This is a genomic window from Arthrobacter sp. UC242_113, assembly GCF_044054585.1.
Lineage (GTDB): Bacteria > Actinomycetota > Actinomycetes > Actinomycetales > Micrococcaceae > Arthrobacter.
The window spans coordinates 1,539,212-1,562,816 of record NZ_CP171968.1; the positions used below are offsets into that span (position 1 = coordinate 1,539,212).

Genomic DNA, 23,605 nt, shown 5'->3' on the forward strand with positions numbered 1-23,605 from the left:
CGTGTCTGATCCCGCGGGATCCGGTCAGCAGAACCCGAACCAGCAGCCCACCAACGTGCAGACCAAGAACAGCCGCCGCGAGGGCATCCCGCTCGGCAGGATCGCCGGCATACCCATCGTGCTGGCCTACTCCTGGTTCATCATCGCCGCCTTCACGGTGATTGCGTACGGGCCGGTGCTGCAGCACGGCACCCCGTCCCTGGGCATCGGGGCGTACTATGTGGCCTTCGCCTACGCGGTGCTGCTCCTGCTGTCGGTGCTCGTCCACGAGCTCGCGCATGCGCTGACGGCCAAGATCTACGGCTGGCCCAGCGAGAAAATCGTCCTTAACCTCTGGGGCGGCCACACCCAGTTTGAGAGCTTCACCGCCACCCCAGGACGGTCCGTGCTGGTGGCCATGGCCGGGCCCGCCGCCAACTTCGTGCTGGCCGGCGCGGCCTGGCTGGTGATCTCCTCGGGCGGCTTGTCCGGCGTAGCGGACACCCTTCTGAACATCTTCTTCTGGGCAAACTTGGTGATCGGTATCTTCAACGTGCTGCCCGGGCTGCCGCTGGACGGCGGCCGCCTGGTGGAATCCGCGGTGTGGAAGGCCACCGGCAGCCACGCCAAAGGCACCGTCGCGGCGGGCTGGGGCGGGCGAATCATCGTCATCGCCCTGGGCCTGTGGTTCATCGTCCGGCCGCTGCTCAGCGGAGGCGTCCCGGACACCAGCATGCTGCTCATCACCGTCCTGGTCGGCGGTTTCCTCTGGATGGGTGCGTCAGCGTCCATCCAGCAGGGCCGCCTGCGCAGCCGGCTCCATCTGGTGAGCGCCGCCGCACTGGCCGAACCCGCCGTCGGGCTTTCCGACGCCGGGAGCGTCAGCGACGTCCTCCGGGTATCGTCAGGCGGGAGCACCGCCGTCGTGCTCTGCGGTCCTGACGGCAGGCCCAGCGGCGTGGTTGACCCCGCTGCCCTGGCCGCGGTACCCGGCGCCGTGGCCGGCACCACCCCCGCCGGAGCGGTGGCGTACCCGCTCGGCGCCGGCGCGTATGTGCCGGAATGGTCCAAGGGCCAGGAGCTGCTCCAGTACCTGGCACAGCTCGAGGGACACGACTACGCGGTGGTTGACCACAACGGCCGGGTCACCGGCCTGCTGCGGCAGTCCACCGTGGTGACCGCCATAACAGGCAAGGCCCCCCGCTAAAACACGCGCCGGCAGGGCCAGAACCGGTAGAGTTACGTGCCGGTCGTGAAATCGGCAGCGGGTGCACGGCGCCCTGCCGGACCGCCACGGTGCACGCCAACACAGCTTTCACAGGAGCGAGGACACAGTCATGAGCAGCGAATCTGCCGCCAACGGAACCAGCACGGGCCTTTCCTCCGGCACTGCAGCCGGCACGGCGGACCAGCCGGCCGGCGCTGCCCGGCGGCGTGGCCCCTTCCGGGAAGGCGAACGGGTCCAGCTGACGGATGAGCGCGGCCGCATGAACACCATCAGCCTCGAGGCTGGAGGAGCATTCCACACCCACCGCGGCTTCCTCAACCACGATGACATTATCGGCAAGGTGGACGGCTCGGTGGTGGTCAACAACGTCGGCCAGCAGTACCAGACGCTCCGCCCGCTGCTGTCCGACTTCGTCCTCTCCATGCCTCGGGGCGCCGCCGTCGTCTACCCGAAGGACGCCGCACAGATCGTCACCATGGCAGACATCTTCCCCGGTGCCCGCGTGGTCGAGGCAGGCGTGGGCTCAGGCGCCCTCTCCATCTCGCTGCTCCGTGCGGTGGGGGACCAAGGCTACCTGCACTCCTTCGAACGGCGCGAGGAATTCGCCGCCATTGCCCGCGGCAACGTGGAGACAATCTTCGGCGGCCCGCACCCGGCCTGGCAGATCTCCTTGGGCGACTTCCAGGATGAAGTGGTCCGCACCGAAGAACCGGGCTCCATCGACCGCGTGGTCCTCGACATGCTGGCACCGTGGGAATGCCTGGACGCCGTGGCCACCGTGCTGGCCCCCGGCGGCGTGTGGATCAACTACGTCGCCACCGTCACCCAGCTCTCCCGCACGGCCGAGGCCATTCGCGCCGATGGCCGCTTCACTGAACCGGACGCCTGGGAATCCATGGTCCGCGGCTGGCACCTCGAAGGACTCGCCGTGCGCCCCGACCACCGCATGGTCGCCCACACAGGCTTCCTGCTGGTCACCCGGCGGCTCGCCGACGGCGTCACCGGCATCTCCGTTAAGCGGCGGCCGTCCAAGACCGACTTCAACGAAGAGGACGTCAACGCCTGGACACCGGGCGCCGTCGGGGAACGCCTGGTCTCGGACAAAAAGCTGCGCCGGGCGGCGCGGGACGCGATCGCCGGCACAAACGTGAAGGACGACCCGGAGATCACAAACTAGTCCGTATTTCGGATGTCGTCGGCTCTACCAGCCAACTTGGGGCTATCGTCTTAAGAAGAGCGCAGGAAGGGGCTGATGCAACATGGAGACGCCAAACAAGGACTCCGTGCCTACGCCGGCTGAACAGGCTGGCGCCAACGAACTGTCTGTCGCGGACCGGCAGGTCAATATCCTCAGGGACAAACTGAGGCATATCGACCGCCAGCTGGCAGCTGCCACGCAGAACAACACCAAGCTCGTGGCGATGCTGGAAACTGCCAAGGCCGAAATACTCCGGCTGAAGAACGCCCTGGACCAGGAGGGGCAGCCGCCGTACAGCTTTGGCACCGTCCTCCAGCTGAACCCGCGCCGGCTGGCTACCGGCAGCGGCCAGGCGGCCACCGAGGAATCGGTGGACATCTTCAACGCCGGGCGCAAAATGCGCGTTGGCATCAGCCCCCTGGTCAACATCAACCAGCTGGCCGTGGGCCAGGAAGTCCTCCTCAACGAGGCGCTCCTGGTGGTGGCCGGCCTCGGCTACGAGCGCGCGGGCGAACTCGTCACGCTCAAGGAACTGCTCGGCCCGGACCGCGCACTGGTGCTGGGCCGTGCCGACGAGGAGCGCGTCATCAGGCTCGCCGGCCCACTCCTGGGCGAAAAGCTGCGGGTGGGCGATGCCCTCTCCATCGATTCGCGCACCGGGTACGCCCTCGAGAAGGTCCCGCGGTCCGAAGTTGAGAACCTCGTCCTGGAGGAAGTCCCGGACATCACCTACGAGGACATCGGCGGACTCGGCCCGCAGATCGAACAGATCCGGGACGCCATCGAGCTGCCGTTCCTGCATCCGGACCTGTACCGCGAGCACGGCCTCAAGGCCCCCAAAGGCATCCTGCTCTACGGCCCTCCGGGCTGCGGCAAGACCCTCATCGCCAAGGCCGTGGCCAACTCCCTGGCCGCGCGCGCCGCGGAACGCTCGGGCAATATCGACCTGAAGAGCTACTTCCTCAACATCAAGGGCCCCGAACTCCTCGACAAGTACGTCGGCGAGACCGAACGCCACATCCGGCTGATCTTCTCGCGGGCCCGCGAAAAGGCCTCGGACGGCAGCCCCGTCGTGGTCTTCTTCGACGAGATGGATTCGCTCTTCCGCACCCGCGGCACAGGCATCTCCTCCGACGTCGAAACGACGATTGTGCCGCAGCTGCTGAGCGAGATCGACGGCGTGGAGCGGCTGGACAACGTGATTGTCATCGGCGCCTCCAACCGTGAGGACATGATCGACCCCGCCATCCTGCGCCCCGGCCGCCTGGACGTTAAGGTCAAGATCCAGCGTCCCGACGCCGAGGCCGCGGCGGACATCTTCAGGAAATACATCACCCCGGACCTGCCGTTCCACGAGGATGACCTGGTGGAGCACGACGGCGATGTCCAGGAGACTGTCGACGCCATGGTCCAGCGCACCGTGGAGTCGATGTACTCGACGGAGAAGTCCAACGAGTTCCTGGAAGTCACCTACGCCAACGGCGACACCGAGATGCTGTACTTCAAGGACTTCAACTCCGGGGCCGTGGTCCAGAACGTCGTGGACCGTGCCAAGAAGTACGCCATCAAGGACCTCCTGACCACACAGCAGAAGGGCCTGCGCATCGACCATCTGCTGCGCGCCGTCGTCGATGAGTTCCGCGAGCACGAGGACATGCCCAACACCACCAACCCGGATGACTGGGCACGCATCTCCGGCAAGAAGGGTGAGCGCATCACCTACATCCGCACCATCGTCCAGGGCAAGGCCGGCCAGGAGCCCGGCAAATCCATCGAGACCATGCCCAGCACGGGCCAGTACCTGTGACGGCCGGCTCCGAGTCAGTGCTGGGAGGTGGCCTGCCGGTTGGCGGCGCCATGCGGGTCATGGGTTCGGAAACGGAATACGGGATCCACGCGCCGTCCGCTCCGGGGGCCAATGCCACCATGATGTCCGCCCGGGTGGTCCAGGCTTACGCCCAGGTCACCCGGCTCCGGGCCGCGGGCGGCGCCGAGACCCGCTGGGACTACACGGACGAGGAACCGCTCCACGACGCCCGCGGCTGGACGCTCGAGCGCGGACAGGCACACCCGAGCCAGCTGACGGACCAGCCGCCTGTGCTGGACGCCGAGGCGGTGGCGCTTGCCTACGGCCGTGAAGAGCTTGAGCTGGACGGCGAAGACGAATCGGGCTCGCTGCTGATGAACATGGTGCTCGGCAACGGGGCACGGCTCTACGTGGACCATGCCCATCCCGAGTACTCCAGCCCGGAGGTCACCAACCCCACGGCCGCAGTGGCCTGGGACGCGGCCGGGGACCTCGTGGGCCTGGCTGCGGTCCGCAGGCTGGCCAGCGACACGGAGCTGCCCGCCGTTAACCTCTATAAGAACAACACCGACAACAAGTCCGTGTCCTACGGGTCCCACGAAAACTACCTGATGCCGCGCTCCGTCCCCTTCGGCGACATTGTCCGCGGGCTGACCCCGTTTTTCGTGTCGCGGCAGATCATCTGCGGCTCGGGGCGGGTGGGCCTGGGCCAGGACAGCTCCCGGTCCGGTTACCAGATCAGCCAGCGGGCGGACTTCTTCGAGGCGGAGGTGGGGCTCGAAACCACCATCCGGCGTCCCATCATCAATACCCGCGACGAGCCCCATGCAACGGCGGACAAGTACCGGCGGCTGCACGTCATCATCGGCGACGCCAACCTGAGCCAGGTGTCCAACTACCTGAAGTTCGGCACCACCGCCATGGTGCTGAGCCTGATCGAGGCGGGCCTCGCGCCGCGGATCGAGGTGCACGAGCCGGTGGCCGCGCTGCAGGCGATCAGCCACGACACCAGCCTGAGCGCCAAGGTCAGGCTGCAGGACGGCCGCCGGGTGACGGCCCTTGACCTGCAGTGGATGTACCACGAGGCCGCGGCCAAGCTCGCCCAGGACACGGGAGTCTCGGACGCCGTGGACGGCGACGGCCACACGCACGCCGTGCTGGAACGGTGGGCCACCACGCTGACGCAGCTGGACAGCGACCGGCCCGCCGCCGCCACGTCGGTGGAGTGGCTGGCCAAGCTGTCCATCCTGGAGGGCTACCGCCAGCGCGACGGGCTTCAGTGGGATGACGCCCGGCTGGGCCTGGTCGATCTGCAGTGGGCTGACGTCCGGCCCGAAAAAGGGCTCTACTACCGCATGCTCTCCCGGAACCGGATGCAGCGGATCGTGGACGACGCCGCCATCGCCGCTGCGGTGACGGAACCGCCGTCGGACACCCGGGCGTACTTCCGCGGACGCTGCGTCAGCAGCTTCAGTAAGGACGTGGTGGGGGCCAGTTGGGATTCGGTGATCTTCGACGTGCCGGGTTACGGAAGGCTGCAGCGCGTGCCCACCCGGGAGCCGCTGCGCGGCACAAAGTCGCTCACGGGCGCGCTGTTTGCCAGGCACCGCGAGGCGGGTACGTTCCTGGCGGAACTCCTCGGATCGGCACCGGCTCCGCCACCGGCATAATGCACCCCGCAAGGGCCCTTTGCGTGGCACTATGGGCATACAGGATGTCCCTCCGGAGTGGGGGACTGGATGAAGGAGAAGGACATGGCAGGCCAGGAGCAGCAGCAGCCGCAGCCACGCGACACCGAGGTCGAGGAAGAGGTCCCCGTACCGCCGGCGCCCGCAGAAGGACAGGCATCCGCCTCGACGCAGGGCGTTGATGATCTCCTCGACGAGATCGACGGCGTTCTGGAGTCCAACGCGGAGGAATTCGTCCGGGCATTCGTGCAAAAGGGCGGCCAATAAACCGGCTGCCACCCCAACCGCACGGGGCACGGAAGCCACAGCTACCGGACAGCCGCTGAATTATGACGTTGAAGGAGTGCACCAGTGCAGGAGACAACAGCCAACAAGGTAGCCGCCCACGCGACGTCGTCGTTCACTGAGCATCTCCAACGCGACCGTCCGGAACTGCTTCCCCAATACGCGCCGATCGCTGCGGGCACGTCCGCCGGCCAGCCGTTGGCCGTGCCCCACGCCACCACCATCGTGGCCATGACCTATGCCGGCGGCATCGTCATGGCCGGTGACCGCCGCGCCACCATGGGCAACATCATCGCCAGCCGGCACATCGAAAAGGTCTTTCCCGCCGACCAGTATTCGGTCCTCGGCATCGCCGGCACGGCAGGCATCGCGATCGACCTGACGCGCCTGTTCCAGGTGGAACTCGAGCACTACGAAAAAATCGAAGGCACCCTGCTGAGCCTGGACGGCAAGGCGAACCGGCTTGGCGCCATGATCCGCGGCAACCTGCCAATGGCGCTGCAGGGCCTCGCAGTGGTCCCGCTGTTCGCGGGCTTCGACACCGCCGCCGGGGTAGGCCGGCTCTTCTCCTACGACGTGACCGGCGGCCGCTACGAGGAACAGGAACACCACGCCGTGGGCTCCGGATCAATGTTCGCCCGCGGCGCGCTCAAGAAGCTTTGGCGACCCAACCTTCCCGAGGACGAAGCCATAGCCGTCGCCGTGGAGTCCCTCTACGATGCCGCCGACGACGACTCCGCCACCGGCGGCCCCGACCCCGTGCGGCAACTGTGGCCCGTGGTGTATGCCGTCAACCGGGCCGGCGCCCGGCGGGTGTCCGAGCGCGACCTCGCCGCGATGGCCGGAAACATCATCGAGTCCAGGACAGCTGCCCGGAGGGAGGCCTGATATGACACAGCAGTTCTATGTCTCGCCCGAACAGCTGATGAAGGACCGTGCGGATTTCGCACGGAAAGGCATCGCCCGCGGACGGTCCGTGATCGTGGTCAGCTGCGAGGAGGGAATCGCCCTCGTGGCCGAGAACCCTTCCCCCTCGCTGCACAAGATCGGCGAGATCTACGACAAGATCGCCTTCGCCGCCGTCGGGAAGTACAACGAGTTTGAGAGCCTCCGCCAGGCCGGCGTGCGTTACGCCGACGTCCGCGGCTATTCTTACGACCGCGAGGACGTCACGGCCAGGGGACTGGCCAGCGTCTACGCCCAGAGCCTGGGTGCCGTCTTCACCGCCGAGCAGAAGCCGTTCGAGGTGGAACTGGCCGTGGCAGAGGTAGGAGCCAGCCAGGACCTCGACCACCTCTACCGGCTCACGTTCGACGGCTCGATCGCGGACGAGCACAACTTCATAGTGATGGGCGGCCAGGCGGACAAGGTGTCCGGGGCGATCGAGGGCGGCTGGCAGCGCGACCTGTCATTCGCCGCGGCGATCCGGCTCGCGGTCCGGGGACTCGTGACGGACAACGAGGCACCCGACTTGCCGGCCAAGGCCTTGGAAGTGGCGGTCCTGGACCGCAGTTCGGAAAGCAACAGGGGGACGCGGAGGGCTTTCCGCAGATTGTCCGACCAGGACGTTGTGGAACTGCTGGCTGAGGAGAGCTGACATGGACAAGAGGATCTTCGGTATTGAAACCGAATTCGGGATTTCCTATTCGAGCCCGGACTCCCGGCCCCTCGCCCCGGAGGAAGTGGCCCGCTACCTGTTCCGCAAGGTGGTCAGCTGGGGCCGGTCCTCCAACGTGTTCCTCACCAACGGGTCCCGCCTGTACCTTGACGTGGGCTCGCACCCGGAATACGCCACCGCCGAATGCGACGACCTCGCCCAGCTGATCGCCCATGACCGCGCCGGGGAGCTCATCCTGGACGACCTCGTGGACGAGGCCCAGTCCAGGCTTGCCGCCGAGGGCTTCAACGGGACGGTGTACCTGTTCAAGAACAACACCGACTCCGCGGGCAACTCCTACGGCAGCCACGAGAACTACCTCATTCCGCGCCGCGGCGAGTTCACCCGGCTGGCCGAGATCCTCATCCCGTTCCTCGTAACCCGCCAGCTCATCGCCGGTGCAGGCAAGATTCTGAAGACGCCGCACGGGGCCACCTACGCGTTTTCGCAACGGGCGGACCACATCTGGGAGGGCGTGTCCTCGGCCACCACCCGTTCCCGGCCAATCATCAACACCCGGGACGAGCCGCATGCCGACGCCGAGTTCTACCGCCGGCTCCATGTGATCGTTGGCGACTCCAACATGTCTGAGACCACGGCGCTGCTCAAGGTGGGCACCGTGGACCTCATCCTGCGGATGATCGAGGCCGGCGTGATCATGCGGGACATGCGGATGGAAAACCCCATCCGCAGCATCCGGGAGATCTCCCATGACCTGAGCGGGCGCGCCCTGGTCCGGCTCGCCAACGGCCGCCAGCTCACCGCTCTGGAGATCCAGCAGGAGTACCTGACCAAGGTCACGGCGTTCGTCGAGGAAAACGGTGCCCACAACCCGCACGTGCCGCTGATCCTGGACCTGTGGGGGCGGACGCTGCGCGCAATCGAAAGCGGCGACACCAGCACCATCGACACCGAAATCGACTGGGCCATCAAGAAGAAGCTTATGGACAGTTACCGCAGGCGCCACGGTCTGGGCCTGGACGCCCCCAGGATCGCGCAGCTGGACCTCACCTATCACGACATCTCCCGTTCCCGCGGCCTGTATTACCTGCTCCAGTCCCGCGGCGCCGTCCGCCGGGTGACCGAGGAGACCGCCATCAAGGACGCCGTGGACGCCCCGCCGCAGACCACCAGGGCCAAGCTGCGTGGCGATTTCGTCCGGAAGGCGCAGGAACTGGGCCGGGACTACACCGTGGACTGGGTCCACCTGAAGCTCAACGACCGCGCGCACCAGACCATTCTGTGCAAGGACCCGTTCCGCAACGTTGACGAGCGGGTTGATGCGCTTCTGGACTCTATGGGCTGATACCCAGCTTTCCGCGTTACTCTGGAAGAGGCCGTTCCGCGGTCCCGACTGCTTTGCCGTGTGCGGCACCTCCACCGGCAGGGCATCCATCTTGCCCCGACGAAAGTTCTTACGTGCGCCGACTACTAGCAATCCTTCTTCCCGCGCTGCTTCTGCTGACCGCCTGCGGTGGCCAGGAGCCAGCAGCCCCGGAACCGACCAGCCAGTCCGCGGGTGACACCGCCAAGTTCGACTCGCTCAAGCTGACGGACAACGGTGACAAGAAAGCCCCCAAGGTCGAGTTCACCAAGCCGCTGGAGGTTACCGAACCCACCGTCAAGGTTGTCACGGAAGGCGGCGGGGACCGCGTCAAGGCCAACCAGGTTGCCGAGATTTCCGTTCTTGCCCTCAACGCCAAGGACGGTTCCACGCTGGACGACAGTTTCCCCCGCGATCCCGAGCCCCTTGAAATGAACGACAAACTCAAGACCGGCAGCGCGATCGTCTACAACGCGTTCGTTGGCGCCAAGGTGGGCTCACAGCTCGCCCTCGCCATCCCGGGCAAGGCAGCGGCTGAAGGCCAGGCTGCCCAGCCGACACAGCTCCTGATCATCAAGGTGCTCTCGGCCAAAGAGGCCCCGAAGGTCCTGGACAAGCCGGAGGGCGATCCGGTCACTCCGCCGGCCGGCCTTCCGACCGTCACCGAAAAAGACGGCGTCCCGGAGATCGCGGTCAAGGGAGTGGCCGCCCCCAAGAAGCTCATCGCCCAGGACCTGATCAAGGGCAAGGGCGCCGCCGTCAAGGCCACGGACACCCTGACCGTCAACTACGTGGGCGTGGCCTTGGCCAGCGGCAAGAAGTTCGACTCCAGCTTTGACCGCAAGGAACCGGCCTCGTTCGGGCTGAACCAGGTCATCAAGGGCTGGACCCAGGGCCTGGCCGGCAAAACTGTCGGCTCGCGCGTCCTGCTCGTCATCCCCAAGGATCTCGCTTACGGCGACTCCGGCCAAGGCGACGCCAAGGGCGACCTCGTGTTCGTCGTCGACATTCTCGGCGTCAAATAAGCCAAGCGTTAAGTAAGCACCTCAAACACCCACCAGCAGAAGGAGCAACCATGTCATTTGGCCAGCGCAAAATCGACCGTGAAAAGCCGGAAATCAACTTCCCCGAAGGCCCGGTGCCCACGGAACTCGTCATCACGGACATCATTGAGGGCGACGGTCCCGAGGCCAAGGCCGGCGACACCGTGTCCACGCACTACGTCGGCGTGGCCTGGTCCACCGGCGAAGAGTTCGACGCATCCTGGGGCCGCGGCGCCCCGCTCGACTTCCGCGTCGGCGTCGGCCAGGTCATCCAGGGCTGGGACCAGGGGCTGCTCGGCATGAAGGTCGGCGGACGCCGCCGCCTTGAAATCCCCTCGGAGCTGGCTTACGGCTCACGCGGTGCCGGCGGTGCCATCGGCCCGAACGAGGCTCTGATCTTCGTCGTGGACCTGGTGGGCGTTCGCTAGTCCCCATCCACCCGCTCCCTGCGGGCTTCCGCCGGAAGCGCGGTAACTGCGTAAGCGCGGTAACAATCGGAAGGATTTTCCGGATTGTTGCCGCGCTTTCGCGTTATTGCCCGAACGGCTTTAGTAACGTAACGAGGGTGTCCGCCCAACGTACTGAACGCCTGCTGAACCTCCTGATCGCCCTGCTGAACTCGCGGTACGGCCTCCGGCGCAGTGAGCTGCGGGAGAAAATCTATGCCGGCGGCGCGGCCAGCGACGCCGCCTTCGGGCGCATGTTCGAACGCGACAAGAACGACCTGCGCGACTTCGGCTTTGACGTCGAGACGGTCACGGACCTGGGCTGGAGCTCGGACGATCCCGGCACCACCCGGTACCGGATCGGCAAGGAGTCCAACCGCCTCCCCGATGTGGAACTCTCCCCGGACGAATGGGCGGTCCTGCTGCTGGCTTCGCAGCTGTGGGAGCAGGCGGCGCTGGGCACGGCGGCAAGCAACGCCCTCCGCAAGCTTCAGGCGGCGGGCGGCCTGGCCGACGTCGAACTTCCGGCCGGTGTCCAGCCGCGCATCAAGCCGGCGGGCCAGGCGTTCGAGGACCTCGTGGCCGCCATGCACGCCCAACACGCCGTCCGCTTCCTCTACCTGGCCGGCAGCACGGGCCGGGAAGAGGAACGCGTCGTTGAACCCTGGGGCCTGGGCAGCCGCTTCGGCCAGTGGTACCTCGTCGGCTTTGACCGGGGCCGCGGCGCCAAGCGCTTCTTCCGGCTGTCGCGCTTCACGTCCGCCGTCACAATCTTGGAGCGGGAGGCCTTCACGCCACCCCCCGGCTTCAACGTGCGTGCCGAGCTGGACAGCCTGCCGGAGCTTCCGGTCAGGGACGCCGTCGTGGACGTCCGCAGCGGCAAGCTTTTGGGGCTGCGCAAACGGGGCGCCGTGGCCACGGCGTCCCGGGAAGCGGACGGCTACGCCTCCCCGGATGTGGGGGCCGACGCCGGGTGGGACCGGCTGGCCGTGCCCTACCGTGACGCTGAGGTGCTCGGGGAGGAGCTGGCCTCCTACGGTCCGAATGTCAGGGTGGTGGGCCCCGCGGAACTGGCCGCCGCCGTGCAGCGCCGCCTGGCAAATGCCGCTGCCTTCATCGACGCTCCGGTGCCGCCTTACTCGTTGGCGCATGCAGGGTCGGGAAAACGGACCCGCAAGCGCACGTCGGAAGACCAGCTCAAGCGGATGCTGCAGCTGGTCCCGTTCCTGGTCCGCAACCAGGGCCTGCCCATCGAGGAGGTCGCCGACCGGTTCGGGGTAACCCGCCAGGAACTGGAGAGCGATCTGCTGATCCTGATCTGCTCCGGCCTGCCGCAGGGATACCCGGACGAGCTGCTGGACATCCAGTGGGAAGAAGGGCACGTCTTCATCAGCCAGTCCATGGAGCTGAACCGGCCGGTCCGCTTCACCGTGGACGAGGCCTGCGCGCTGCTCACCGGCCTCGAGACCCTGAACGGCCTCCCGGAACTGGCTGAGGGAAGCGCCCTGGAATCGGTGACGCTCAAGCTGATGGCGGCCGCGGGGGAGGAGGGGCTGCGTGCCGCTGCCCTCTCCGGGCCGGAGGTGGGGCCCGGCAACTCGGCCAACCTCGAGGTCATCCGCGACGCGATTGCATCAGGGTCTCAGCTGCACCTCGTCTACCTTTCCGCGCAGAAGGACACGCTGTCGGAGCGGGACGTGGATCCGCTCCGGCTCTACTCAATGGACAACACCTGGTACTTCGAGGCCTACTGCCATTCGGCGGCCGGCCTGCGGAATTTCCGGCTGGACCGGATCGAGGACCTCACCGCCACCGGAAAGCCGGTCTCATCCGGGCTGAAGCCCGACGGCGGGTTCCCGGCAAAGCTGTTCACCCCCAACGACGACGACACCCTGGTCACCGTGCAGCTGACCGCCCGCGGTGCCGGGCTTGCGGACGACTACTATGCCGAGCGGACAGCGCCGCTGCCGGACGGCGGCCTGGTGGCCGAGATCCGGTTCGGCAACACGGCCTGGCTGCCCATGTTCGTGGCCCAGCACGGCGGGACGGCACGGATCCTGGAACCTGAGGCGATTGCCCGCGCCTCGCGGGACTGGATCGGGGCGGCCCTGGCCCAGCACAAGGGCTAGCCCGTACAACGGCTGGCCTGTCCGGCAGTTAGACTACTCAGCATGCCTTGGTGGTCCTGGATTCTTATTTGGGTGGCGCTTGTGTCACTGTCGCTGCTGTTCTTCGTGCTCATGGGCGTTCGCCTGTTCCGCCAGTTCATGGCAACGGTCAAGGAACTCGGCGAAGCGGGCGACAAACTCACCAGCCTTCCGGCGGCGGCGGCGGCAGCGTCCGCTGGCGCCGCGGGCCCGGTGCCTGGCCCGGACGCCGCCGGGGCTGCGCCGGGAATGGCGCCTTTTGCCTCACTGCACCAGGTGCAGCAGGATTACCACGCGTCCAAAGGGGCCCGCAGGGAGGCCCGGCGGCAGCGCCGGGTCCGCCGGAAGACCGAACGGGGCCAGCCCCAGTCGCTGCGCGACATCGAATTCAGATAAACGTAGGATGTAGCTAAACGAAAGGAACACCCACCATGAGGCTTGAAGGCTGGCATCTCATCATCATCATCGTCCTGGCTTTGGTGCTTTTCGCTGCACCGAAACTTCCCGGCATGGCCCGGAGCCTCGGGCAGTCGATGCGCATTTTCAAGTCGGAAGTCCGTGAAATGAAGAAGGACGGAGCCCCTGAAGCCAAGGACGGCTCCGATCCCGTCGAAGGCACCGTCGTCAACCACCCGCGTTCCACCGCCACGGACAACCGTCCCGCAGACGGGAACGACGTTCCGCCGCCCAACCGCGCCTAGGATTACGTGGCACTGACCATGAGTCGTCAATCCAATCCTGAGGGACGGATGGCGCTGCTGGACCATCTGCGCGAACTCAGGAACCGGCTGTTCAAGTCAGCCATTGCCGTTGTGCTCGCTACAGTCGCGGGTTTCCTGGTCTACCAGCCCATGCTCGCGGCCCTGATTAAACCGATCAAGGACCTCAACGAGAGCGAGGGCCGGCAGGCATCGCTCAACTTCGACGGCGTGGCAAGCAGCTTCGACCTGATGATCCAGGTGTCGGTGTTCCTGGGGTTAATCCTGGCCAGTCCGGTCTGGCTGTACCAGCTCTGGGCGTTCATCGTCCCCGGACTGCACAAGAAGGAACGCCGGCTGGCGCTGTCCTTCGTGGCAGCCGCTGTCCCGCTCTTCATCGGCGGCGTGACGATGGCTTGGCTCGTCCTGCCCAACGCCGTACGGGTCTTAACTGATTTCACCCCGGCCGGCGGATCCAACTTCATCAGCGCGCAGGTCTATCTCTCCTTCGTGCTGCGGCTGCTGCTCGCCTTCGGCATTGCCTTCCTGCTCCCGGTTGTCCTGGTGGGGCTGAACCTCGCCGGACTCCTCCGCGGGGAGCAGCTCATCAAGAGTTGGCGCATCACCGTGTTCCTTGTCTGCCTGTTCGCAGCCATGGCCGCCCCGGGCGGCGACGCGATGAGCATGTTCTACCTTGCCGGCCCCATGCTCCTGCTCTTCTTCCTGGCCATCGGCCTATGCGTCCTGAACGACCGCCGGCGGGCACGCCGGGCAGTGAAGCGGGCCGCTGAGACAGAGGCCACTGCCGATATCGGGACCCCGAGCAGTGAGCTGAAGAATCTCTAGGCACGCCACCGCTAGGCTTGAGGAATGTCCACCACCACTCCGTCGCCCTCCGAACGGTACCGCGCCAGCGCCGAACGGGCCGCGGAAGCCAAGACCCACCTGGGTGCATTCGCCCGAACACTGAGCTTTGAACTGGATGACTTCCAGCGGCAGGCGTGCAAGTCCCTGCAGGAAGGCCGCGGGGTGCTGGTTGCCGCACCCACCGGCGCCGGCAAGACCATCGTGGGCGAGTTCGCCGTCTACCTGGCACTCCAGCGCGGACTGAAGGCCTTCTACACCACGCCCATCAAGGCGCTCAGCAACCAAAAATACACGGAGCTGACGGAGAAATACGGCGAGACGAACGTCGGACTCCTGACCGGCGACACCAGCATCAACGGCGACGCACCCGTAGTGGTCATGACCACCGAGGTCCTCCGCAACATGCTGTACGCCGACTCCGACACCCTGTTCGACCTGGGCTTTGTGGTCATGGACGAGGTCCACTACCTGGCCGACCGCTTCCGCGGGGCAGTCTGGGAAGAAGTCATCATCCACCTGCCCAGCGAGGTGCAGGTGGCCTCCCTGAGCGCCACAGTGTCCAACGCGGAGGAGTTCGGCGCCTGGCTGGACACTGTCCGCGGCGACACCGACGTGATCGTCTCCGAACACCGTCCCGTGCCGCTCTGGCAGCACGTCATGGTGGGCCGGGACATTGTGGACCTTTTCGCCGGCGAGACCACCTTTGATGAAATCGCACCCGCCGGGAGCACTGCGGCGGCGGCAGCCCTGCCGCTGGCGCCAACACCTGCCGACGCCGGACAGCGCGGTTTCGAGGTCAACCCGGAGCTGCTGACCCTCTCGAGGGCAGAAAGCCAGCTCAACTTCCAGGGCCGGTTCGGCCACGGCGGCCGGAGCCAGCGCCGGCAGCAGCGCCAGCGCTATGGTGACAAGCCCCAGCAGGAGACCCGGAGCGCCGTGCGGCGGGCCAGCCGGCCGCGGGTCATCGCCAGCCTTGACCGGCAGGACCTGCTGCCCGCCATCACCTTCATCTTTTCCCGGGCTGGCTGTGACGCCGCCGTCGCCCAGTGCGTAGCGTCCGGGCTGTGGCTCACCACGGAGCGGGAGCAGGCTATCATCGCCCAGCGGGTGGACGAGGCCGGCCAGGACATTCCGACCGACGACCTGGAAGTACTCGGCTTCTGGAGCTGGCGCGAGGGGCTCCTGCGCGGCATCGCGGCCCACCACGCCGGCATGCTTCCCACCTTCAAGGAAGTGGTTGAGAAGCTTTTTGCGGACGGCCTCGTGAAGGCGGTTTTCGCCACCGAGACGCTGGCCCTCGGGGTCAATATGCCGGCCCGGTCCGTGGTGCTGGAGAAGCTGGACAAGTTCAACGGCGAAGCCCATGTGGACATTACAGCGGGGGAGTACACGCAGCTCACCGGCCGGGCCGGCCGGCGGGGCATCGATGTGGAAGGCCATGCCGTGGTCCTGTGGCAGCCGGGCACGGACCCAGCTGCGGTGGCCGGCCTTGCCTCCCGCCGGACGTATCCGCTGAATTCCAGCTTCCAGCCCACGTACAACATGAGCATCAACCTGCTGGCCCAGTTCGGCCGGCCGCGGGCCAGGGAAATCCTGGAGTCCTCCTTCGCCCAGTTCCAGGCTGACCGCTCGGTGGTCGGGCTGGCCCGGCAGGTCCGCAGCCGTGAGGAATCGCTGGCCGGCTACGCCAAGTCGATGACGTGCCATCTGGGCGACTTCACCGAATACGCGCGGCTGCGGCGGGAACTTTCCGACGCCGAGAATTTCACCTCGCGCAGCAAGTCGAGGGCCCGCAAGTCGCTCAACGAGGATTCCCTGAGCCGGCTCCTGCCGGGCGATGTGGTGGATGTCCCGGCCGGCAGGGCCCCCGGTTTTGCCGTGGTGCTGAGCTCGGACCACAGCTCCCGCGAGCCCAGGCCCGCGATCCTGACACTGGAAAGCCAGCTGCGCCGGATCGGCGTCGATGACCTCGAGGGGCCCATTGCGCCACTGACCCGGGTCAGGATCCCCAAGTCCTTTAACGCCAAGGTTCCCAAGTCGCGGCGGGACCTTGCCTCGTCCGTCCGGAACGCGCTGCGGGAGAACCGGCCGCCGGCCCGGGGAAGCAGCCGCAACACCGATTTCGGGCTGGGTTCTGCCATGCAGAACCAGGAGAAGAAGATCGCTGATCTGCGGCGTGCCCTGCGCGCCCACCCGTGCCACGGCTGCAGCGAACGCGAGGACCATGCCAGGTGGTCCGAACGCTGGTGGAAGCTGCGCAAGGAAACCGACGGCCTGGTCCGCCAGATCCAGGGGCGCACCAACACCATCGCCAAAACGTTTGACCGGGTCTGCGATGTCCTGTCGGCCTACGGCTACCTCGAGTCCACCGAGGACGGGCAGCACCGCATCAGTACTGACGGCCAGCGGCTGCGCCGGATCTACGGCGAGAAGGACCTGCTGATCTCCCAGGCACTCCGGCAGGGCGCTTTCGATGACCTCGACGCCGTGGAGGTGGCTGCCTTCGCCAGCGTGCTGGTGTACCAGGCCAAGCGTGAGGACCGCGGCCTGCGCCCTCGCATGCCCAGCGTCTCACTTGAGACGGCCGTGGATATCGTGGTCCGTGAGTGGTCTGCGCTTGAGGACGTGGAGGAACAGAACAAGCTGCCGCTCACCGGCGAGCCCGAACTTGGACTGGTCTGGCCCATGTACAAGTGGGCCCGCGGCCGGCATCTGCAGGAGGTACTCAGCGGCACGGACCTCGCCGCCGGTGACTTCGTCCGGTGGGTGAAGCAGGTGATCGACCTGCTGGACCAGCTTGCCAAGATTCCCGGCCTGGACCCCCGACTGGCCCGGCTCTGCGCCGAGGCCATCAAGCTGATCAGGCGGGGCGTCGTCGCCTACTCCACGGTGGGCTGACGGCCCGCACGGCCCGACCCCCGTACTGAACACCCCGCACCGAGCACCAAGATAGAACACCCCAAAGGAGCGCCTTCATGGCCGATGCCCCCGCCCGCCCGCAGAAGGGAACCGGACCGTCAAAGGTCACGCTGTACCGCAACGGTTCCGTCTACACCGCGGCCGATCCCTTCGCCACGGCCATGCTCGTGGACGGTGACACCATCGCGTGGGTCGGTTCGGAACAGGCTGCTGCTTCCATCGCAGACAGCTCCATGGACATCATCGATCTGCGCGGAGCCCTCGTCGCCCCGGGTTTTGTCGATTCCCACGCCCACCTGACCGAGACAGGCATCGCCTTGGACTCACTGCAGCTGGGCGGTGTCCGGTCCGCCCGCGAACTGTTGGACGCCGTGGCGGCCTCGGGCGGGAACGGCGCAGTGCTGGGGCACGGCTGGGATGAGTCCCTTTGGGACAACCCCACGCTCCCGGATGCCGGAGAACTGGAGCGGGCTGCCGCTGGCCGCCCGGTATATCTTTCCCGCGTTGACGTGCACTCGGCCCTCGTCTCGCCGTCACTCGTAGCCAGTGCCGGACTGGCGGAGCTGGACGGCTACGCGCCTGGCGGTCACGTGAAGCGCCAGGCCCACAGTGCTGCCCGGCAGGCCACCCGCCGCCTGTCACCCGCTGCGCTGCAGGAATACCAGCGGCGTGCGCTGGACGAGGCTGCGGCCAACGGGTATGTGGCACTGGCCGAGATGGGTGCACCAAAAATCAGCAGCATCGACGACCTGCGGTTGGCGGCCCGATGGAATGATGCTTCAGGCTCCCGCCCGGCGCCCGAAGTGCTCCCGTACTGGGGGCAACTGACGCCAACGGCGGCCGACGCCGAGGCGCTCCTCGCAGAGCTCGGAGTGCGGGTCCGCGGATTCGCCGGGGACCTGAACATCGACGGATCCATCGGCTCCCGCACCGCGTCTTTGCGGGAACCCTACGCCGACGCACCGGAGGAGAGCGGCACGGCCTACCTTTCCGTCGCTGACGCGGCCGCGCATCTGGCGGCCTGTTCACTGCTGGGTATCCAGGGCGGGTTCCACGTCATTGGGGACGCCGGCCTCGACGCGGCCCTGCAGGCCCTCGAGGTGGCAGCCGCCGAGGTGGGGGAGCAACGGGTCCGGGCCGCGGGGCACCGCTTCGAGCACGTCGAAATGGCCGACGCCGACGCCATTGCCCGCCTTGCGAAGTACTCCGTGACGGTCAGCGCGCAGCCTGCCTTCGACGCCGCATGGGGCGGCCAGGGACGCCTCTATGAGCAGCGTCTCGGCACCCGCAGCCGGGGCATGAACCCGTTCGCCTCGTTCTACTCGGCCGGTGTGCCGATCTGCTTCGGCAGCGACACCCCGGTGACGCCGCTCCGTCCATGGTCCAGCGTGCGGGCCTGCCTCGAACACCACGACGCCGGCCAGCGGATCTCCGCCCGGGCAGCCTTCCTCGGGCATACGCGCGCAGGCTGGCGCGCTGCCCGGTACGAAAATCCCATGGCCGGCCAGCTGGTACCGGGCGCGCCCGCCACCTTCTCCGTCTGGGAGGTGGACGAGCTCATGGTCCAGGTGGCAGACGGCAGGGTCCAGTCCTGGAGCACGGATCCCCGGGCCCGCACCCCGCTGCTGCCGGCACTGGATACGGGCACCGATCCCCGCTGCCTGCAGACCGTGCGGAACGGGCTGGAGCTCTTCTCCGCAGGGGCCCTGCGCGCCTGATCAGCAGACGGGTCCGGCGGCGACATAGTGCGCCATCCAGCCGCCATCTGACGACACATCACCCGCCGGGAAGTGCCTCTGACCTGCGGCGATACATGAACTGGCAGGTCAGGGGGCTGTTGACAGCCCCGAGCCAGTCCGTAGCATTGAGCTTCCGGGGCGGGTCCAAAGCGCAGCAGAAAACAGTTCCTTCATCCGCTTATCGCGGCATCAGCAACTGGCCCGTGGCGCGTGGACCCGCCCGTGGCGGAGCCCGGCCCCGGCCACCCGCGCTGCCCAGGAACAAGCGCGAACGGGCACAGGCGGCCCCGATGCCCGCCACGCGGACGGAGGCACTGTCCGGGGCCCGTATAATGGGGAGTTGCGCTTTGCGAGCCGGCGTTCCCGCCAGGCTCCCCGCGTGCTGACCGCTCCCATCCAGGAAAGGCCTCCCTGTGCGTGTCCTCACCATCATCCCGACCTACAACGAGCTGGAGTCTCTTCCCAAGACTCTTGGACGCCTGCGCGCCGCCGTGCCGGCCTCCGACGTCCTCGTTGTGGACGACAACAGCCCGGACGGCACCGGACAGCTGGCGGACAGCATCGCTGCCGGGGACAACCAGGTCCACGTCCTGCACCGGAAGGGCAAGGAAGGCCTGGGCGCCGCCTACATCGCGGGCTTCAAGTGGGGACTGGACGCCGGCTACGACGTCCTGGTGGAGATGGACGCCGACGGCTCGCACCAGCCCGAACAGCTGCCCTCGCTGCTGGAGGCCGTGGACCAGGGCGCAGACCTCGCCATGGGTTCCCGCTGGGTGAAGGGCGGAAGCGTCGTGAACTGGCCGCTGTACCGCCAGGCCATTTCCCGGACCGGGAGCACGTATGCGCGCATCATGCTCGGCCTCAAGATCAAGGACGTGACCGGCGGGTACCGGGCGTTCCGGCGCACCACGCTCGAGAAGCTGAACCTGGACCAGGTCGATTCCGTGGGCTACGGCTTCCAGGTGGACCTCGCGTGGCGCGTAGCGAAAATGGGGCTGAACATCGTGGAGCGGCCCATCACGTTCGTGGAGCGTGAACTGGGCGCTTCCAAAATGAGCGGCAACATCGTGGTCGAGGCCATGATCAACGTGACGAAGTGGGGCCTGACCGCCCGCTGGCGGAAGCTGACCGGAAAGACCCCGCGGGACTAGCGGCACAAAGACCGGGCGGATACGCAAAAGGCCGGATCGGCTGCAACCAAATGGTGCAGCGGATCCGGCCTTTTTGGCTGTAACGCCTGCCTGACGGCCAGTAGCGGTTAGGCTGAACGCCGTTCGCCGCGACGCTCGCGCAGGATGGTGAGGCGGTCTTCGAGGATCTGCTCAAGCTCGGGCAGCGAGCGGCGCTCCAGCAGCATGTCCCAGTGCGTACGGACTGCTTTTTCGTTGCTGGTGTCCGGGCGTTCGCCATCAACGAGCAGCGCTTCCTTGCCGGTCTTGGAAACCCAGACAGGGGGAATTTCGGCTTCGGAGGAAAAGGTTACGAAAACCTGTTCGCCGTCCTCGCACCGGTACTCGACCCGCTGACGCGGAGCCGGCTCCACGCCGGATTCGGTCTCCATGCTTTGGGCGCCAAGACGCATGCCTCGCAGGCTGCGATCGCTCATGATTTCTCCCTCTAATCGGTTCGCGGAGCGGACTCCGCGCTAGCCGCAGGCCCTGATAAGGGTGCCTCCGGACGACGGTGTGGTTCACGTAGCATCACTAGGTGAAACGCTTCGCCAAGCATTGTTGTTCCGCACGGACTGATCCGGCCGGACAAATATCCCATTATACGGATTTCGACAGCGCGCAGCAATCCGGCAAGGGCGCAGCAATCCGGCAAGGGCGTAGCGCGGGCTGCAGCAAAGCGGCGGCGTAGCAACGCGTGTAGATGCGCAAGCAACGGGAGGCAGGCCAATCGGCCTGCCTCCCGTTGCTTGCACCGAAAGGCTACGCCTGGGTCCGGGCCGCCGCCTCGCCGGGGTGGCCTCCGGACTGGTCGCTGTCCCGGACTTCTGGCTTACCGCCGTCCTGGACCCCGAACAGGTCGCCGGACCGAGGATCCGGGTTGGTTCCGCCCAAAGCGCTGCCGATGCCTTTGAGTGCCTCACCGACTTCACTGGGGATGATCCACAGCTTGTTGGAGGAGCCTTCCGCAAGCTTCGGGAGGGTCTGCAGGTACTGGTAGGCCAGCAGCTTCTGGTCCGGGTTGCCCTTGTGGATGGCGTCGAACACCTTCTGGATGGCCTGCGACTCGCCGTCGGCACGCAGGATGGCAGCCTTGGCGTCACCCTCGGCCTTGAGGATAGCGGCCTGCCGCTGCCCTTCCGCGGTCAGGATCTGGGACTGCTTGGTTCCCTCGGCGGTCAGGATCGCGGCGCGGCGGTCACGTTCCGCCCTCATCTGCTTCTCCATCGAATCCTGGATCGAGTGCGGCGGGTCGATGGCTTTCAGTTCCACCCGGGAGACGCGGATGCCCCAGCGGCCGGTGGCTTCGTCCAGGACTCCGCGGAGCTGGCCATTGATCTGGTCCCTGGAAGTAAGTGCCTCTTCCAGGTTCAGGCCGCCCACCACGTTACGCAGAGTGGTGGTGGTCAACTGCTCCACGGCCTGGATGTAGTTGGCAATCTCATAGGTGGCAGCGCGCGGATCGGTGACCTGGAAGTAAACCACGGTGTCGATGGACACCACGAGGTTGTCCTCCGTGATTACGGGCTGCGGCGGAAAGGACACCACCTGCTCGCGCAGGTCCAGCAGCGGCAGGAGCCGGTCAACAAAGGGGATGAGGAGGGTCAGGCCGGGATTGAGCGTCCGCTGGTATTTCCCCAGCCGTTCCACGACGCCGGCGCGGGCCTGCGGCACGATCCGCACCGAGCGGACCAGCACGATGATGACGAAAATGATCAGAACCACCAGCACGAACGTGAGGGCGATTCCTCCTGGGCTATCCATACTTCTCCTTGTCCCCAACTTTCAGTGAAGCTCTAACCTGGCGAAAACTCGCCGCAATCTGCTGCTCCGCCGCGGCGGAAGCAGAAACCCATGGGGGAGCCGCCTACTGGACGGCGGTCTCAGCCTGGGGTGACACGACCGCCGTCGCGCCTTCAATGGCCGAGACGATTACGCGCTGGCCTTCGGACAGGACGCCGGACTGCGAGCGGGCGCTCCAGATGTCGCCGCCGATCTTCACGCGTCCACCGGTAGCCGAGACTGCCTCCAGGACAAGCGCTGATTCGCCGATCAGGCGGTCGATGTTGGTGCGCTGTTCGGGCGAGCCCTTGTGCAGGTGCTTGAGTGTGACCGGGCGGACAAACGCGATCATCAGCAGCGAGACGACGCAGAACACCACGATCTGCAGCCAGAGGTCAGCGCCGGCGAAGTCGGCCACCAGGCCGGCCAGGGCGCCGCCGCCCAGCATGATGAAAAACAGGTCAAGGGTCAGCATCTCCACGGCGGCGAACACCAGGAAGAGGGTGAGCCACAGCGCCCACCAGTTTTGGCCAAGCCATTCAAGCATCGCGTTCCCCCTTGATCCCGAGGGCTGCGGGGCAGACCCTCAGTAACTTTCTTCCATCGTAGACCGAAGCAGGAGCACCCGGCAGGGGAATGGCAGGCAGCGCAGGAACGTGGCCAAGCCGTTATGGAGCAGGGGTTTCCGAGGGCACGAAGACACTGATCCGGAACCGGGCGGAGACCTTGGTGGCTTGCGGAAGGCCGGCCAGCCGTTCGGTCAGTGTGGCGCGGTCCGTGTGGTGGCCGGCTGGGCCCATGAGCGCCAGGTTGGCCACGTCCTCGGGCGAAAGCGACAGGTCCACGTCGATGTCCTGCGCCGACAGCGGCGAGAAGCGGCCCGCGAGCGCGTCGGCCAGTCGCTCGTCCTTGCCGGGGTCGATGCCCAGCATTCCGGCCCGGCTGGCGATTTCCCCAAGGTGGCCGGCCCGCGGCGTCACTACGATGAGCCTGCCCGTGGGTTTGAGTACGCGGGCGAACTCCGCCGGGTTCCGGGGCGCGAACACCACGGTGACGACGTCGACGGCGGCATCCGGGAGCGGCAGTGGCTGCCAGACGTCACCCACCAGGTTGATGGCTTCGGGGTTGAGTTTGGCGGCGCGCCGCAGGGCGAACTTGGAGATGTCCAGCCCGACGGCGGCCACGCCGTCCACCCCGGCGCCGTCACCAGGTTCCCTGTTCTTCACGCGATCGCCCAGATAATCAAGGACCGCCCGCAGGTAGTGGCCCGTTCCTGTCCCGGAGTCGAGGACCGTTGGGGCGGGGCCGTTCAACGCCGGCTCGGCTGCCCGTGCCAGCGCCTCGGCCAGGGGAAGGTAGTGGCCGGCGTCGAGGAAGGCCGTCCGGGCCGCGACCATCTCCGCGGTGTCCGATTCGAAGGCGGTTCCCTTGCCCACCAGCATGTTGAAGTACCCCTGCCGGGCGGCGTCGAAGCTGTGCCGCTCCCGGCACGCCAGCACCCGGACCCGGCCGCTGCCGGCGTCGCCGACGGGCTGGAGATCCTGACGGCAGACGGGACAAAGCAGAACGGGCAGGCGCGAAAGCATGTGATCCATCCTAGGGCAGGCGTTTTCCGCACTTGCCGTTCCC

At 66.8% G+C, this 23,605-nt stretch carries 21 protein-coding genes; 17 read left to right on the top strand and 4 right to left on the bottom strand.

Annotated elements, in window-relative coordinates; all coding sequences use genetic code 11:
• Nucleotide 1: 1 nt before the first annotated feature.
• The 17 genes from ACHMXB_RS06825 to ACHMXB_RS06905 all read left to right on the top strand — a co-directional run bounded on the left by ACHMXB_RS06825 (nucleotide 2) and on the right by ACHMXB_RS06905 (nucleotide 20,176).
• Entirely contained in the window at nucleotides 2–1,186 is a 1,185-nt protein-coding gene (locus ACHMXB_RS06825) for a site-2 protease family protein (protein ID WP_395403911.1), read from the top strand.
• Nucleotides 1,187–1,316: 130 nt separating this feature from the next.
• Nucleotides 1,317–2,384, top strand: a complete 1,068-nt coding sequence (locus ACHMXB_RS06830) for a tRNA (adenine-N1)-methyltransferase (protein WP_111904812.1) — start codon at nucleotides 1,317–1,319, stop codon at nucleotides 2,382–2,384.
• A gap of 82 nt (nucleotides 2,385–2,466) precedes the next feature.
• Nucleotides 2,467–4,212 (top strand): proteasome ATPase, encoded by a 1,746-nt coding sequence (gene arc / locus ACHMXB_RS06835; protein ID WP_395403913.1) that lies wholly within the window; start codon nucleotides 2,467–2,469, stop codon nucleotides 4,210–4,212.
• 50 nt (nucleotides 4,213–4,262) lie between these two features.
• Nucleotides 4,263–5,882 (top strand): depupylase/deamidase Dop, encoded by a 1,620-nt coding sequence (gene dop / locus ACHMXB_RS06840; RefSeq protein ID WP_395405161.1) that lies wholly within the window; start codon nucleotides 4,263–4,265, stop codon nucleotides 5,880–5,882.
• 84 nt (nucleotides 5,883–5,966) lie between these two features.
• Complete coding sequence (locus tag ACHMXB_RS06845; protein WP_076802936.1) at nucleotides 5,967–6,167, top strand: ubiquitin-like protein Pup; 201 nt, start codon at nucleotides 5,967–5,969, stop codon at nucleotides 6,165–6,167.
• Between the two features lie 84 nt (nucleotides 6,168–6,251).
• Nucleotides 6,252–7,073, top strand: coding sequence for a proteasome subunit beta (gene prcB / locus ACHMXB_RS06850; RefSeq protein ID WP_395403916.1), 822 nt, complete (start codon nucleotides 6,252–6,254; stop codon nucleotides 7,071–7,073).
• Nucleotide 7,074: 1 nt separating this feature from the next.
• Nucleotides 7,075–7,782: a proteasome subunit alpha gene (prcA, locus tag ACHMXB_RS06855; protein ID WP_395403918.1), complete on the top strand. Its 708-nt coding sequence runs from the start codon at nucleotides 7,075–7,077 to the stop codon at nucleotides 7,780–7,782.
• 1 nt (nucleotide 7,783) lies between these two features.
• Nucleotides 7,784–9,148 (top strand): Pup--protein ligase, encoded by a 1,365-nt coding sequence (pafA, locus tag ACHMXB_RS06860; protein ID WP_395403920.1) that lies wholly within the window; start codon nucleotides 7,784–7,786, stop codon nucleotides 9,146–9,148.
• A 113-nt stretch (nucleotides 9,149–9,261) separates the two neighbouring features.
• The gene (locus ACHMXB_RS06865) at nucleotides 9,262–10,191 is read left to right on the top strand and encodes an FKBP-type peptidyl-prolyl cis-trans isomerase (protein ID WP_395403922.1); all 930 of its coding nucleotides are present in this window, start codon (nucleotides 9,262–9,264) and stop codon (nucleotides 10,189–10,191) included.
• 50 nt (nucleotides 10,192–10,241) lie between these two features.
• Complete coding sequence (locus ACHMXB_RS06870) at nucleotides 10,242–10,637, top strand: FKBP-type peptidyl-prolyl cis-trans isomerase (protein ID WP_395403924.1); 396 nt, start codon at nucleotides 10,242–10,244, stop codon at nucleotides 10,635–10,637.
• A gap of 137 nt (nucleotides 10,638–10,774) precedes the next feature.
• Nucleotides 10,775–12,784, top strand: a complete 2,010-nt coding sequence (locus ACHMXB_RS06875) for a helix-turn-helix transcriptional regulator (protein ID WP_395403926.1) — start codon at nucleotides 10,775–10,777, stop codon at nucleotides 12,782–12,784.
• Nucleotides 12,785–12,826: 42 nt separating this feature from the next.
• A complete protein-coding gene (locus ACHMXB_RS06880; RefSeq protein WP_395403928.1) occupies nucleotides 12,827–13,198 on the top strand; it encodes a hypothetical protein in 372 nt (123 codons plus the stop codon).
• A gap of 35 nt (nucleotides 13,199–13,233) precedes the next feature.
• Nucleotides 13,234–13,503: a Sec-independent protein translocase subunit TatA gene (gene tatA / locus ACHMXB_RS06885; RefSeq protein WP_102973629.1), complete on the top strand. Its 270-nt coding sequence runs from the start codon at nucleotides 13,234–13,236 to the stop codon at nucleotides 13,501–13,503.
• Between the two features lie 48 nt (nucleotides 13,504–13,551).
• Complete coding sequence (gene tatC / locus ACHMXB_RS06890) at nucleotides 13,552–14,346, top strand: twin-arginine translocase subunit TatC (protein WP_395405163.1); 795 nt, start codon at nucleotides 13,552–13,554, stop codon at nucleotides 14,344–14,346.
• A 24-nt stretch (nucleotides 14,347–14,370) separates the two neighbouring features.
• A complete protein-coding gene (locus tag ACHMXB_RS06895) occupies nucleotides 14,371–17,265 on the top strand; it encodes a DEAD/DEAH box helicase (RefSeq protein WP_395403930.1) in 2,895 nt (964 codons plus the stop codon).
• Between the two features lie 77 nt (nucleotides 17,266–17,342).
• The gene (locus ACHMXB_RS06900) at nucleotides 17,343–19,004 is read left to right on the top strand and encodes an amidohydrolase (protein ID WP_395403932.1); all 1,662 of its coding nucleotides are present in this window, start codon (nucleotides 17,343–17,345) and stop codon (nucleotides 19,002–19,004) included.
• Between the two features lie 434 nt (nucleotides 19,005–19,438).
• Nucleotides 19,439–20,176, top strand: coding sequence for a polyprenol monophosphomannose synthase (locus ACHMXB_RS06905; RefSeq protein WP_395403934.1), 738 nt, complete (start codon nucleotides 19,439–19,441; stop codon nucleotides 20,174–20,176).
• Between the two features lie 107 nt (nucleotides 20,177–20,283).
• Here ACHMXB_RS06905 and ACHMXB_RS06910 read toward each other — a convergent pair whose 3' ends face one another.
• From ACHMXB_RS06910 to ACHMXB_RS06925, 4 genes are all read right to left on the bottom strand, one after another.
• A complete protein-coding gene (locus tag ACHMXB_RS06910) occupies nucleotides 20,284–20,631 on the bottom strand; it encodes an RNA polymerase-binding protein RbpA (RefSeq protein ID WP_003802221.1) in 348 nt (115 codons plus the stop codon).
• Nucleotides 20,632–20,956: 325 nt separating this feature from the next.
• The gene (locus ACHMXB_RS06915) at nucleotides 20,957–21,958 is read right to left on the bottom strand and encodes an SPFH domain-containing protein (protein ID WP_395403937.1); all 1,002 of its coding nucleotides are present in this window, start codon (nucleotides 21,956–21,958) and stop codon (nucleotides 20,957–20,959) included.
• A 103-nt stretch (nucleotides 21,959–22,061) separates the two neighbouring features.
• Entirely contained in the window at nucleotides 22,062–22,523 is a 462-nt protein-coding gene (locus tag ACHMXB_RS06920) for an NfeD family protein (protein WP_395403939.1), read from the bottom strand.
• Between the two features lie 121 nt (nucleotides 22,524–22,644).
• On the bottom strand, nucleotides 22,645–23,562 hold the full coding sequence (locus ACHMXB_RS06925) for a putative RNA methyltransferase (protein ID WP_395403941.1): 918 nt from the start codon (nucleotides 23,560–23,562) through the stop codon (nucleotides 22,645–22,647).
• Nucleotides 23,563–23,605 lie beyond the last annotated feature (43 nt).

Coding starts and splice junctions, on each gene's coding strand:
- arc (WP_395403913.1), top strand. CDS start 2,467: ATGGAGACGCCAAACAAGGACTCCGTGCCTACGCCGGCTGAACAGGCT.
- dop (WP_395405161.1), top strand. CDS start 4,263: ATGCGGGTCATGGGTTCGGAAACGGAATACGGGATCCACGCGCCGTCC.
- pafA (WP_395403920.1), top strand. CDS start 7,784: ATGGACAAGAGGATCTTCGGTATTGAAACCGAATTCGGGATTTCCTAT.
- ACHMXB_RS06895 (WP_395403930.1), top strand. CDS start 14,371: ATGTCCACCACCACTCCGTCGCCCTCCGAACGGTACCGCGCCAGCGCC.
- ACHMXB_RS06900 (WP_395403932.1), top strand. CDS start 17,343: ATGGCCGATGCCCCCGCCCGCCCGCAGAAGGGAACCGGACCGTCAAAG.
- ACHMXB_RS06925 (WP_395403941.1), bottom strand. CDS start 23,562: ATGCTTTCGCGCCTGCCCGTTCTGCTTTGTCCCGTCTGCCGTCAGGAT.
- ACHMXB_RS06920 (WP_395403939.1), bottom strand. CDS start 22,523: ATGCTTGAATGGCTTGGCCAAAACTGGTGGGCGCTGTGGCTCACCCTC.
- ACHMXB_RS06910 (WP_003802221.1), bottom strand. CDS start 20,631: ATGAGCGATCGCAGCCTGCGAGGCATGCGTCTTGGCGCCCAAAGCATG.
- ACHMXB_RS06870 (WP_395403924.1), top strand. CDS start 10,242: ATGTCATTTGGCCAGCGCAAAATCGACCGTGAAAAGCCGGAAATCAAC.
- ACHMXB_RS06880 (WP_395403928.1), top strand. CDS start 12,827: ATGCCTTGGTGGTCCTGGATTCTTATTTGGGTGGCGCTTGTGTCACTG.
- ACHMXB_RS06845 (WP_076802936.1), top strand. CDS start 5,967: ATGGCAGGCCAGGAGCAGCAGCAGCCGCAGCCACGCGACACCGAGGTC.
- ACHMXB_RS06830 (WP_111904812.1), top strand. CDS start 1,317: ATGAGCAGCGAATCTGCCGCCAACGGAACCAGCACGGGCCTTTCCTCC.
- tatC (WP_395405163.1), top strand. CDS start 13,552: ATGGCGCTGCTGGACCATCTGCGCGAACTCAGGAACCGGCTGTTCAAG.
- prcA (WP_395403918.1), top strand. CDS start 7,075: ATGACACAGCAGTTCTATGTCTCGCCCGAACAGCTGATGAAGGACCGT.
- ACHMXB_RS06915 (WP_395403937.1), bottom strand. CDS start 21,958: ATGGATAGCCCAGGAGGAATCGCCCTCACGTTCGTGCTGGTGGTTCTG.
- tatA (WP_102973629.1), top strand. CDS start 13,234: ATGAGGCTTGAAGGCTGGCATCTCATCATCATCATCGTCCTGGCTTTG.